Raw genomic sequence first — 13,399 nt, 5'->3', positions numbered from 1 at the left:
CTCTTGTGGCGGTGGTGATTTTCTTAGAATGATTTTCACCGGTATTGCACAAATATTTGGGAATAGCGATTACAAAGCGGCGTTACAAAGCGCCGCCCTTATCGGTTTCATTGGAGTTCTTATTTATGTTGCTTTCCAAAAGGGGCAGTTAGATGTGAAATGGGTTGTTGGGATCATTATGACTGTAATGATTTTGATTGTCCCTAAAGTCAATGTCATTATCACTGATAGGGTTGTTCCTGCGAATTCCGCTGTAGTAGGAAATGTTCCACTTCGTCTGGGTCTGACATCGACGGCGTTTAGCAAAGTGGGTGATTGGTTAACAAGATCGTTTGAGAGAGTTTTTTTACCAAACGAAGTAAAATATTCTGGTAATGGGTTACTTTTTGCAAGTAACTTAGTTGAAGAGTCTACTCGGTTCGAAATTACAACGCCTAGAATATCTTCTAATTATGCAGAGTTCTGGAAGAGTTGTGTGTATTACGATTTATCGTTGGGTTTGTACTCTTGGGACCAATTAATCTCATTAAATAATCTTATGGGTTTTCTTGGCTCCAACACATCTCAAACTCGATCGTTTACATATTAGGATTCTTCCGGTAGCAAAAGCATAATTGGTTGTCGAACAGGAATGAATAACCAACTGATAAACGATTTGAACAATGCCAGGATTATCGGACAAAATGTTTTGGCAAATAGTTTAAAACGCGGATTAACCAATTTTGCCAGTGAAGCTGATGCAGCAGCAGCACAGGATTTTGCGTTAGCAAGAGCGCCGGACAACCTTTACAGTAATGGGAAAACTAGCTAAGCGTATGCTTTCCATTATGAGGAATATTTTTGAGGCTTTTATTTACGTAATATTTCCTATTGTAATGTTGTTGGCCATGCTTCCAGTCGCTGGCAAAGTTCTAATGGGGTATATAAAAGTGCTTTTTTGGATAAATATGTGGCCACCTTTATATGCTGTTCTACATTTTACTATGAGTTATTACGGACAAAACGCAGCGTCAGCAGCAGTTGTTCAAGCCGGTTCTAGTTTTCCTATCGGTCTTAGTGTGATGACAAACACTGGATTAGGGCATGTATTGAGTGATTATGCAGCGATTGCTGGATACCTCAGTTTAAGTATCCCAATGATTGCCTGGATGATGGTTTCACAGTCTGGTGCAATGATGGCCGGGCTTGCAGGGCGACTGATGCAGAGTTATGACACCCCTGTGTTTAAAGCCGCGGATGAAGCTACAACCGGAAATCTGCTTCTGGGAGAATGTCAGATACGAAACAGAAAGTGCGTTTCAATCAAATTCAACGCCTAGTGATATACGTGGAGGCGTGATCACTGGCGATGGAGTAGGTAATACTCAACGAACTCTAACTTATTTAACGCTTTTTATCATGATGCAGGTTTCGTTAACCTAAGTATTATGATCTCTTAAGCTCAATGTTCCTCAGAGGAGTTTTTTAGCGGTATGAATGAAACGATCAAGCTTTAATTAATTGTGGCTCACTAATGTTTTGAATTGATGAAGAAACCATTCAGCTATGAAATCAAACTAAGCGGGGGTAATCATGAGGGACCTCATGTATTTAACGACGTAGCCATTACGATAATTTTCATAGTTAAACGTGTATTCTCAATGCCATTGAGAGGTCTGAGAAGATTCATTAATTTTGTTTTTAAGTTTTTTCAGCTGCTATTGTCATGCTCTCACTATTCATCCATCAATAAACCGGCCAAAACAGTTAACATCATATTCAAAATGAAGACTAAAGGAACCGTCCAGCACTTAGACGTTGATGCTGCGGAGTTTTGTTGTCTCATTCAGGTGAAAATAAAAAAATTTCAATATGATTAAACAATTTTATCTGTACTTGAATCAAGCAACAAAGCTGGTGGCGCATGGCATAACAAAGTACCTTAGCAGTGCTTTGTTGTTTTCAGCCATTTAAACGCAAATTGACATGGGTGGTGTCTATGAGCAATAATCAATTAACACCTTTTAGGATCTTACCTTCTTTGAGTGCCTGTAAAACAGAAGCTTTAGGTCCATCGGCCACAATGCTGCCTTGCTCTATCACGATGATGCGATCTACCACATCTAGCATACCTGTTTTGTGGGTATTGAGGATTAACGTCTCGTCACGTTTCAGAGAAGCAAGCTGCTGCTTAATGTATTGCTCCGAGCAGTTATCCATTGTACTAGTTGGCTCATCTAGTAGTAAAACTGGGGGACGTCCTAGCATCGCTCGTGCAATTGCGATAGCTTGACGTTGACCACCTGACAACTGATTTCCTCCTTCACCGACTTGCCGTTCTAATCCTGAGGGATCTCTCTGTGTAAACGTTGTGACACCAGATCGATTTGCGGCATCTAGAATATCTTTATCATCAGCTAAGGGGCGACCTAAGGTAATGTTATCGCGAATTGAACCAAAGAAAAGTGTCGGCTCCTGCGAGACACAGCCTATATTACGGCGTATATCAATATTATGAATCTGAGTGATGTCTGTTGCATCTATACGCACAGAACCTTCTATAGTTTGATATAAGCCCATTAATAGACGACTTAAGGTTGTCTTTCCTGAACCTATTCGTCCGATAATAGCTACTTTTTCTCCTGGACGAATGGTAAAGGAAACATCTCTTAACGCGGATACACCTGTATTTGGATAGTGAAAATTTACACGATCGAATTCAATTTTTCCGCAAATAATCGGACGGTGGATGTAGCAACGATTATTCTCTTGCTCCGAAGGCATATGCATTAATTGGTTGATAATGGTCATCGCAGATTTTGCTTGATTATAACGAGTGGAAAGCAATGATAGCTGTATCATGGGTCCGACAGCCCGAGAACTTAGCATTGAGGCTGCAATCAAGCCACCCATAGTGAGGTCCTCGTCAGCAATTAGGTAAACACCAAAGACTATCATGGCAATTAATACAAATTGCTGAATAAAGCTTGCTGCATTTTGAACTGAGTCTGTTAAACGGCGGGTCTTAATCCCCCAGTTTGCCATGTGAGCAACTGCTTCTTCCCAGCGATATTGAAACTGGTTTTCTGCACCTAAAAGTTTAATAGTTTCTAGACCTGCCAAACTTTCAATTAAGTTAGCGTTCTTTTGAGAGGCAAGACGAGATTCTTCTTTGATAGTATGGCGTAGAGGTTTCTGAATGAGCATAGCATGTATTGCTAAAAATAACACAGCAATGATGGGTACTAGTACCAGAGGCCCTGCAACAATCCAAATAATGAATAGGAAGAAGAATGCAAATGGTAAATCAATTAAGGCGGATACTGATGCTGAAGTGAAAAAATCACGGATAGATTCAAACTCTTGCATGTGTCGTGCAAACGCCCCAACTGAAGGTGGTTTTGCTTCCATTCGTATCCCCATGACTTTTTGAAAAATGCGTGAAGAAATGAGCAAATCAGATTTTTTACCAGAAATATCAATGAAATAACTGCGTAGTAACTTTAAAATGAAGTCAAAAATAAATATAATAAAAATTCCGCTGGCCAATACCCATAATGAGTCAAAAGCCAAGTTGGGAATAATCTTATCATAAACAATACGTGAAAAGAGAGGGGTTGCAATAGCGAAGGCATTAATAAAAATGGACGCCAATAACACATCACGGTATATTAATCGTGACTCCCATAATGTGTTCCAAAACCAGTGTCCATTTCTCTCCTTTGACATCTCAGGTGAACGTTCGTCATACCTGATCTGTTTCTTGAATAGAAAGGCCCGTCCGAGGTACTCTTCATTCAGATCGTCAATTTTGACCACTATTGGTGTGGTATTAATTTGCGGTGTGACTATCTCAGCTTCGCTATTTTGTTGATTAATGCTGAGCAGAATACATGCATTGTTTCCTTTTTGTAGTAATACACAAGGGCACAAAAGAGAAGAAAGATCAGTGAGAATTATTCTTGCTTCTTTGGCTATGATTCCTGCTCGTTCTGCCGCTCTTGGGAAAAGAAACGGAGACAGGTAGCCATCCGAAATAGGTAGCCCTGATACTAATGCATCGGGTGAGTTCGCCTGACCGAAATATCGGCTTACGTAAACCAGAGATTGTAATAATGGATCTTTAACCATGATATTCTACTTTTTCGTCGAAGATGAATCCTTGAAAACCATTAACAAAAAGTTCAGACAGTTTGTTTATTTGTGTTTCAGTTTCTACGCGTGTGGCAATGGTGGTGATATTTAAGTTGTGTGCCGTACGGCATATTGCGGCTAATACATGATTTTGTGCTTCATTGTCAAGATTAGTGGTATATGCAAAATCTATTTTAACGTATGACGGTTTGAATTTATTCAAGTAATCCAAAGCTTGGAAGTGACGGCCATAGTTATCAACACCAAAGCCAAAATTAAAACGGTGGGTTTGTTCTGTAAGTAAACTGATGTGATCCGGATAACGAACAAAAACACTTTCTGGGATCTCTAAAAGTAAACGATCCGCTAGATTTCTGTGTTCCTGCATCATGGTTGTTAGCCAGCGAATAAAAGATGCATCAATTACACTAGTTTGTGTCAAATTAATAGCGATAGGGCCGAGTGATTCTTCATCTGTTAGGCGTTCAATCATGTGACTAACAACATAACGGTCAAATGATCCTCCAAGCATTAGCTGTTCTACAGCGCCAAGAAAGTGTGAAGCTCCGTAGTAATAACCTCCACGCTCAATGGCTGAAAACACTTCTTGGTGAATAACATGTTTATCACTGGTTGATGCAGATTGAAGTTTAAATACGAACCAATCGTGAGCAATTGAATCAATAATAAGTGATTTCCACTGTTGTTTACCCATCGACGCATCATGTGTTGTTTGATCAGCCATTGATATTGGATGATTAGGTTCATTGCGGGCTTGGGTAAGGGCATTATCGGCTTGAGCAAGGAGCACACTGGTATCGCGATTTTTTGCATCATTCGCCACTAAACCAATAGCTACTTTGGGAGGACTGATATCCATTGGCTCCTGTTGCATATCAGTAACAATATCAAGCAAGTGTTCCCCTATTATACGCATATCATCATTGCTGCAGTTTGGCGCTAGTATTACAAATTCATCTTTAGAAATGCGTGATGCAGTGTAGTCGGCATCTGCAATAGTAGTGTTCAGTTTCTTGGCAAACTTTGTGACCATACTGTCACCTTGCTCAAAACCTTGGTAATGATAGGTGTCGGTTATCAAATCTACTTTAGCTATGACAAAGCCACCAATGGCAGATTCAATAAGCCAAGATTTTAGTTGACCCAAAAAAAAGCTTCGATTTCCCAGCCCAGACACGGTATCTCGGTACGCATATTCACGAAGACGTTCAGCTTCTCGTGCTTGTTGCTTGAAATAGTTTTCTAGCTGATTACTCATCTGATTAATTGCACTAACAACGGTTTTTAGTTCTGTTGTTGGAGGTAAAGGAATGGGGTCGCCGAACTGATTATGTGCTATTTCTTTTACACGGTTAGTAATTAATGCAAGAGGACTCAGTGAACGGCTCAGTTGAATGCCAATCGTTAGAATGGCTATGGCAAACAAAACACCAATCCAAACACTTAGTTGAATGGTCGCATTCCACATTTCTTTGTAAGCATAACCAGGATGGGAAATGACCTCCAGCTCGGCAAGTTGGAGCCAGCCACTAGTAAAAGTTCGCTGTTCTGTGATCAAAGGGAATAAATCGAGCCCAATATACCAATTAGGCACACCTTGGATGGTCACAGGATACTGGCGAATAATTTCGCTACCATCTGACAACATTTTTAATCGAACTTCTTGATAAAACCCTCCATCAAACAGTGCATTAATGACAGATTCAGTAGCTACCTTGTCATCTGATTCTAAATAGGGCGCCATTGCAAGACCCATTGAGTTAATTGTGTTATTTATCTCAGCGGTTTGCTGAGTTAGCAGGAAATTACGTGTTGTATTCAATTCAATACCCATTACTGCAATAATCAACAGAAAAAAAATTGCTAACATCCATGTAAATAGTTGTTGGTATAAAGTCATTGATATTTACTCATCATAGTTTTTCAGTGGTCTTTTCAGCTTTACTCTGCCTATTCGCGCTCTCAGATCATTCCACAATCCTAGACGTGATGCTTTTCCAGCCAATTCACCTTTACCACGTTCTTTCATAAGCCAAAGCCTGCTACCATTGAAACTGTATATAGGTAGTAAATTACGTTGTTTTGATGCTAATTTGATTGTAGGGTTGAGATTATCGAGCAGGACGGGTTCAGATGAGGCTGTAGGGTAATATCCAACAACCATATGGAACTGATTTAGTTTTATTGCCTTCACGTAAATTAAACGTAATTTTTTATCATTAATACCGAGTTCTCTTAAAGTGAAATATTTCGATATACTGAAGTCTTCACAATCACCAGCTGCGCTACCCAAAAACTCGAGTGGCGTAGCCCAATAATCTTCTTTACCCCAAAGGTTAATATCATTGACGAAATGCAGTTGGTTGAAAAAATTATTCACAGTTGTGAGTTTTTCTACTTCAGAAAGATGACTAGCATTAATAACCATACTTCGCCAAGCCATCATTCTCATGCCTGCTCTCTCCCCATAAAATGCAGCAATTTTATTTATCCATTTAATATCAGTGTCAGTGAGCGCTAATATCATGATTGATGGCAACAGGAACAGTAAAAAAAGTGTTGCCTTTTTTTGCATTAGGTACTCTCAGTTATTATTGTTTTCGTCGAGTAAAAATGGTCCAGGCTTTTTTAATATTTCCTTTAAATCCTTTCACATGACCGATAACCCGCCTATTCACCAGTTGTAGTGTTTCTGTTGTGTCTTCAAGCATTAAGTCGTCTTCACCTAAGCCTATAATAGAAAAGCGATCGGCATTTATACCTCTATGTTCTATTTGCGCTTTGACTGCATAAGCGCGTTGAACAGATAAGTCATTATTGTAGTCCTTAGATCCAGGAGAGCTTGTATGTCCTTGCAGTTCAAGAGATGTTTCAGGATAAAGCTTCAGGAATTCAGCTATTTTATCCAGCTCTTCACTATAAGCATGGGCCACAATTGCCGAGTCATTTGCAAATTGAATTCTGAGAGAGTTATCACTTTTAATTAAAAGATATATTGGGCACCCGTCATTATCGATCATTGCGGTTGTTACTGTGTCGTCACAAAGATCACGTGCATCGATGACGCCATCATTATCATTGTCCAACAAATTGTGATGTTGTTCGGTAAGTGCAGGAAGCTCAGCAGAAAGGGTGCATCCTCCTGTTGAAATGAAGAAACCTAGTAACAAGATATGTTTCATTCTTTAATCCTCACGATATAGTATAGATTCGAGCCATTCTTGGGGTACGTTCACACGAAGTGCATTTAAAAGCGTCCCAGTGCTATTTAACACGCGATATTTTGCGGTAATATTCGCATAATGGGCATCTAAATACGCTCGTCGCGCTTCGAATAGCTCATTTTCAGTGTTGAGTAAATCGAGCAATGTACGACGACCAATATGGAATTGTTTTTCATAGGCAATAACAGTCTCAGACGCAGCATTAACGTGTTCTGCCAAGTAAATTTTTTGTTGTTCCGTAAGCTGGTATGCGTTCCACGCGAGATAGGTGCTTTCTTCAAGCAGTCGAGTAGCATTATCAAAAATATTTTTCGATTTATTGATTTGGTATGCGCTGTGACGGATATTCGATAGATCACTACCACCATTGTAGAGGTTTATATGAAACCGTAACATTACACTAAATTCATCTGTTTGTTCTTCAATACCATTCGCATCATTTCTCCAAGATTGGTTGGCTTCAAATGTGAGTTTAGGGTAAAGAAGGCCTTTATTTTGACGATATTGTGCACGAGCTGCTTGAATATCAAGGATGGCAAGCTTGATGACGGGGTTTAGCTTTATAGCGGTTTTTAAAGCGGAATGACGCGTTTGTGGAAGTGCTAATGCGTCAACTTTTGGATCTACCGCATGGTCAAGTGTTACGCCAACAACGCGATAAAATTCAGAGTTTGCATCTTCATGGTTGCTACGTGCGGCCAACATACTCGTAATGGCATGCGCCACGCGTGCTTCAATTTGAGAAAGATCAGCTGTAGACCCAATTCCTGATTCTGTTCGACGCGTTATGTGGGATAAAATTGTGTTATGCACTGCAATATTAGCTTCGGACAAAGAAAGTAATTGTTTCGTTTTCAACACAGCAATATAAACATCCGTCACGCGCAGAGTTTTATTTTGTGCATCGGAAAGCAGTTGAAAGCGCTGAGCTTCTGCTTCGTACTCTGTGCGCTCAATATTATTGAGTGTAGATTTATCCCAAAGTAGTTGCGTTAAGCGCAAATTGGCGTCTTTACGATTTAAATTTTTTTGTCCACTAGTCCGAATGGTGTTATTATTAGTGTATTCATAACCATAACCTGCATCGAAGTTGACGTCAGGAAGGTAACTAGCTTGTGCAGTGCTAATGTCTTCACGAACGCCCATAAAGTCATTAAATGCACTTTTTAGTTCGGGGTTTGTTGCAATAGTGGTTGCTACAGCCTGTTCTACTGAAAAAGCCCAAACAGGTGTGGCAGATGCACTAATGGAGGTGAGGAAAATAAGTTTTTTCCAGTTCAAAAGACTTCTCCCATCAATGGGGTTGTACAATATTTTTTAAAATTATTTTTTTATTCGCGTAATGCTGATTTTTGTACTTGTAATATTGGTTTTAGTAAGTAATCTAGTACGCTACGCTTCCCAGTAATAATGTCAGCAGATGCCGTCATGCCAGGAATAATAGGAAGTTTTTTTCCATCTCCTAGATTATTTGATTCTGTTCTTATTTTTACGAGGTAAAAGCTGTTGCCTTCTTCATCTTGAATAGTATCAGCACTGATGGTTTCAAGAATCCCCTTTAGGCCACCATATACCGTAAAGTCGTAAGCACTGAATTTGATAATTGCTTCGAGCCCTGGATGGAGAAATGCAATATCTTGTGGCGCAATTTTAGCTTCAATCAATAAATTATCCTCGCTGGGCACTATTTCAACCAAATCCATACCTGGTTGAATAACGCCGCCAACGGTGTTGACGTGTAGTTTTTTGATTGAGCCATTAACCGGACTTAATACGACGGTACGTGCAACTCGATCTTCGAGTGTCACGCGTGTTTCTGTCATAGAGAGCAGTTTATCTTCGACATCCTTGAGACGCTCTTGTTGTTCGGCACGAAACTTCAAAGCAATATCAATATGCTTGAACACTGCCTCTTGAAGAGAAGAAGCCAGTGAAGGAAGAGAAAGTTCGGCAGAAGAGAGTTCGCGTTTTGTATCATTGACCTGGCGTTGAAGTTTGAGTAAATCGATTTGAGATACTACTCCTTCGTCAGCAAGTGGCTTAGTTATCGTAAATTCCTCCAGTGCATACTGATAGCTTTTGCTGAAATTTTGTATGCGCGCCATAATTTCAATAACTTCTTGTTCCTTTTGGTGAACTTGCTGAGATGTTACTGCAAGCTGGTTATGTAAATTATTAAGCTTTTCTTTGTACTCTGAGCGCTGGCGCGAGACAATAGTTTGGTGATTATCAATAAAATCAGGTGGGATAATCAGATTCGCTCGAAATAAAGTAACACTTTGCTTCCAATCCTTCAGATCTAGCTCGAGATTAACTACCACCGAGTTAATTAGTGCTTTCAGTGTAACTGAACTACCTTTCAAACTAGTGAGTTCCTGAACTCTTTCACGGAAGTCTGAACGAAACATGGTATCATCAATTAACAATAACTGTTGTCCCTTATAAACACTGTCGCCTTCTTGTATCAACAACTCTTTCACGAGGCCGCCTTCAAGGTTTTGAACGATCTGAAGATGGGATGACGGGATCACTTTCCCTTGCCCAATCGTGACTTGATCTAATTCCGCATAAGATGCCCATATCATACTGATAGTGACGAAGAGAATAATGATCCATAATAATATGCGAGCACTTTTAGGTGTCGATAACAACAATGCTGCAGTTTTATCATCGATATAATCCATATGCTCACTGGCTGGCAGTGGGAAAAGTGACTTATCATTTTTTTTCATTATCCTGCCAACTATACAGCCTTTATTACACTTTGTTTTAAGCGTAGTTTATCTATTCAATTATCACTAATCAGAAGTAATTTAAAATCGATGTTCTATCTCATTGATCTTAGTAATAAGAATATTGAAAATAAATATAATCTTAGGTTCTAAGGTGGGCATAGGTTAATTAGTTCATGTATTGCCGTAACTTTCTTTTTTAAATCCGGAAACTTCATTATTAATCTACGCTTTCAACAGTTAGATGCACTTAAATATTCAGGTCTATGAAAAATATTCGCTAAAAAAACAACTAACTGGGAGCAACATAACCAAGCTATTAATCAATAGTGGCTCACTAATATTCTGGATTGATGAAGAAGTTATTTAGCTATGGAATTAAGCTAAGCCGGGGGAATCATGGGAGACCTCATGCATTTAACGACGTAGTCATGACGATAGTTTTTATAGTTAAACATGTATTTTCAACGCCATTTATAGGTCTGTAAGGATTCATTAAGTCTGTTTTTAAATTTTTTTTAACTGCTATTGTCATGCCCTTACTATTCATGCATTAGCAAGCGATCCAAAAGGGTTAACGTCACGTTTAAGACGAAGAATACAGGAAGCATATAGCACTTAACCATTGGTTCTACGGAGCTCAAAGTCTACGGAGAAGAAAATTAAAATAACAAAGTATAGTGCTGATGGGCAACGGTGAGTCTGGCACAAGTTACATTTAACGGTAGATATAAATACGCATAACGTTATTTCTGCTGAGTTAAGTGCATCAAACGTGACTAACAGTGAAGTACTACCTAGCTTATTCAAGCAGATCCGTCGAAGAATCAATGAAATATCAGCCGATGGTACTTACGATACCGTTCGTGTTAAACGAACCATTCCAATCATCTTCCAAAAAAAATTAATTTTTAAAAACAGAATTATCTATATAATTTAGCGGCCAATCACCAAAAGCTATGAGGTTCAAGTTAGCATACAAAACGAGATATGGTTACCAACACTGCCTATTAGAGGCGGCAATGGTTCGAGTCAAAAATTACTTAAAGGGACATTAAACCTAAGGGATCACAACGCTCAAATTAACGAAACTTATGCCATGATAAAAGCATGGAATAAGCTAGGTATGGCTAAAACGAAGCTATTGTCTAATAATAAATCATATTGGGATTTACTACCTAAACTTAAACTAGGAAACAAACCAATTTACACTGTAAAATTTTGTTTATAACTCATTAAAACTAAGTTAATGGTTCAGCCATCACTTCTTTACCATTAGTCACAAGACGACAAGCACCCAATTCATTGGTAATCGATAATGCTGAACCACCAATCTGACAATATACCCCTGGAAAACAGTGCTTGAATACATCAATTGTATGGCTCCTATACACGGTTTTTAATTGCACTGAAGTTGTATCTAGCTTCGCTTTCAATTCCATGATACGTTCAAAATGATATATTTTAGTCCAAGCTAATCGCTCTGTTAATGCATCTAAGCGCTTATTTGCAGGTTGTTGTAACAACTTCAATTCAGCATCTTTGATCTTTATAATTTGATCATGTTCATTCACCAACTCTTTCGTCATTTGATCGGTATTCAAGAGCAATTCACTTAATCCAGTAAATGCATGTATGCGAGTAACAACACCCGATGTAGCACCTAATGTCACAACTTTAACATCACCACGAGCAACATGGGTTCCCCCGGTTAGAGTTCCGCTGCGACGAGTTTGATCGCAAATCAGTAAGTTGCTATCCGTACGAGTGCTACAGTGCATGGCATGCTGGCTAATAATGATGTCGCCCTCAGCTTCTATATGCGCATACTGAGCAAATTTCGCTATCATTGCTCCTTTTGCTTTCATACGTGTAGTGACGTTCTGTTCTGGATGAGCCTGTTTACCTAAGATTCCATTGTGAATGATAATGTCTCCGCCCGCTTCAAGCAATGCTGTTTCAACAACACCCCCTACGGTAATAGAACCTGAAGCCTGAACACGCATCCCTGCATTGACATCGCCATTAATCACGACGCTACCTTTAAAATTGACATGTCCCGTAGCTACTGTTACAGATTTCATACACAATGCATTATCAACTTCTACTCCTTCGGGATGAAGTATAGGCATACCAGCCGTCGTTGAAATAATTACATTTTCATCGCTGCTGCTAAATTCACTGCCAGAAAAAAGACGCAAAGGAGTGTCTTTGCCTGCTGTAGTTGCTAATACTTTACCGTCCACTCGAAATCCATCGATCCCTTTTGTTGGAGGGGTGCGTTTAGCCAGCGGCTGACCTTCCTGAACTGTAATCATTTGTCCCAAATCACGCATATCTACCGTTCCATTTTCTCTTTTTTGAGGACGTAAAATACGCGATTTACTGTCTTGTACAAGATAAGTGAGCTTAGAGTCATCACCTGCAACCGGCAACTTGCCAGCTGCGATGGGGGCTTCGAGATATTTTCCTGGTTGAAGATGAGAAGATGCTGTGAGTAGTTTTTGCAATATTTGTTTTTTGACACCACGAATAATTTGAGCTTGTTTCAAAGCACCGAGAAGATCGTCCTTTTTTATTGGGTTACCACCACATGCCCCGTTAACCCGCAGAAATGCCGTCATTTTTTTTTCACCGAAACGTGCGCTGACCGTTGCATCACGACGCACAGCAACTATGACATCTTCAGGTTCTCTATGCTCTCCACCAGTAGAAGAATTGATTCTAGAAATCACTGTTTCAATGGTCTCTTCAAAACGAAAAAAATTAGCAACTTTATTGTCAATCAACCAGTCGATAATATGCTTCTTTTCAATTTGGGTGGAGCCATCATTTATCTTTTGTATGATGGTAATATAAACTCGTCGACCATCATTGGACAACCGCAAAAGATATTGCAGCATGTAATCCCCTAAATAAAAACATTAACAATGTGAGCTAATATCACATTTATATTCTACATATATATATAGCTTCTCGTGTCGCGAACTCACACTAAATTAAAGATGATCGCATGAAATCCTTAACGATGAACTCAATACAATTATCTTCATCATGTAAATTAATTATGTATTCAATTAATTTAACTTAGTATAGGATACTATCCTTTACGTAGTGATTTTTACATTAATTTTGTTAATTTGAGCATTGTGATCCCATTAAGCTCAATGTTTCGCTAAAAGATTTTTTGATTCGAAACATGGCGTCTTTGATAGGGCACCTATACTAACTACGCCTCGTTTTTTAAGATTGATTGGAACTTTATAAGGTCTGGTAACTGACCGATAAATTACGCTATGATATAAGTGT

At 39.2% G+C, this 13,399-nt stretch carries 10 protein-coding genes and 2 pseudogenes; 5 read left to right on the top strand and 7 right to left on the bottom strand.

Annotated elements, in window-relative coordinates:
• The first annotated feature begins 28 nt into the window (after nt 1-28).
• The 4 genes and pseudogenes from BTN50_RS06910 to BTN50_RS06895 all read left to right on the top strand — a co-directional run.
• Nucleotides 29-589, top strand: a complete 561-nt coding sequence (locus tag BTN50_RS06910; RefSeq protein WP_096619583.1) for a conjugal transfer protein TraG N-terminal domain-containing protein — start codon at nt 29-31, stop codon at nt 587-589.
• Between the two features lie 42 nt (nt 590-631).
• A complete protein-coding gene (locus tag BTN50_RS06905; protein WP_096619582.1) occupies nt 632-811 on the top strand; it encodes a hypothetical protein in 180 nt (59 codons plus the stop codon).
• Entirely contained in the window at nt 795-1,319 is a 525-nt protein-coding gene (locus tag BTN50_RS06900; protein ID WP_096619581.1) for a conjugal transfer protein TraG N-terminal domain-containing protein, read from the top strand. The genes BTN50_RS06905 and BTN50_RS06900 overlap by 17 nt, the downstream gene beginning before the upstream one ends.
• 176 nt (nt 1,320-1,495) lie before the next feature.
• A pseudogene (locus BTN50_RS06895) lies at nt 1,496-1,805 on the top strand (transposase); the annotation flags it as partial.
• Between the two features lie 184 nt (nt 1,806-1,989).
• Here the strand turns inward: BTN50_RS06895 and BTN50_RS06890 are convergent.
• Genes BTN50_RS06890 through BTN50_RS06865 form a run of 6 tightly spaced genes read right to left on the bottom strand, consistent with a single transcriptional unit; the run spans nt 1,990 to nt 10,090 of the window.
• Complete coding sequence (locus BTN50_RS06890; protein WP_096619579.1) at nt 1,990-4,110, bottom strand: type I secretion system permease/ATPase; 2,121 nt, start codon at nt 4,108-4,110, stop codon at nt 1,990-1,992.
• Nucleotides 4,103-6,034: a bifunctional diguanylate cyclase/phosphodiesterase gene (locus BTN50_RS06885; RefSeq protein ID WP_096619578.1), complete on the bottom strand. Its 1,932-nt coding sequence runs from the start codon at nt 6,032-6,034 to the stop codon at nt 4,103-4,105. Before BTN50_RS06885 ends, BTN50_RS06890 begins: the two co-directional genes overlap by 8 nt.
• Nucleotides 6,035-6,040: 6 nt before the next feature.
• A complete protein-coding gene (locus tag BTN50_RS06880) occupies nt 6,041-6,709 on the bottom strand; it encodes a transglutaminase-like cysteine peptidase (RefSeq protein ID WP_096619577.1) in 669 nt (222 codons plus the stop codon).
• A 16-nt stretch (nt 6,710-6,725) separates the two neighbouring features.
• Complete coding sequence (locus BTN50_RS06875) at nt 6,726-7,316, bottom strand: OmpA family protein (protein ID WP_096619576.1); 591 nt, start codon at nt 7,314-7,316, stop codon at nt 6,726-6,728.
• Nucleotides 7,317-7,319: 3 nt separating this feature from the next.
• Nucleotides 7,320-8,639 carry a TolC family outer membrane protein gene (locus BTN50_RS06870; RefSeq protein ID WP_096619575.1) on the bottom strand — a complete coding sequence of 440 codons (1,320 nt, stop codon included), beginning with the start codon at nt 8,637-8,639 and terminating at the stop codon, nt 7,320-7,322.
• Nucleotides 8,640-8,689: 50 nt separating this feature from the next.
• Nucleotides 8,690-10,090, bottom strand: a complete 1,401-nt coding sequence (locus BTN50_RS06865; protein WP_096619574.1) for an HlyD family type I secretion periplasmic adaptor subunit — start codon at nt 10,088-10,090, stop codon at nt 8,690-8,692.
• A gap of 273 nt (nt 10,091-10,363) precedes the next feature.
• Between BTN50_RS06865 and BTN50_RS06860 the strand changes: the two are divergent.
• Nucleotides 10,364-11,231: pseudogene (locus tag BTN50_RS06860) on the top strand (IS5 family transposase); the annotation flags it as partial.
• A 100-nt stretch (nt 11,232-11,331) separates the two neighbouring features.
• Here BTN50_RS06860 and BTN50_RS06855 read toward each other — a convergent pair.
• On the bottom strand, nt 11,332-12,993 hold the full coding sequence (locus BTN50_RS06855) for a DUF342 domain-containing protein (protein WP_096619573.1): 1,662 nt from the start codon (nt 12,991-12,993) through the stop codon (nt 11,332-11,334).
• Between the last annotated feature and the right edge of the window lie 406 nt (nt 12,994-13,399).

This window comes from Candidatus Enterovibrio altilux (genome assembly GCF_002381345.1).
GTDB classification, from domain to species: Bacteria; Pseudomonadota; Gammaproteobacteria; order Enterobacterales; family Vibrionaceae; genus Enterovibrio; species Enterovibrio altilux.
This window is presented reverse-complemented; position numbering and strand designations above follow the sequence as displayed.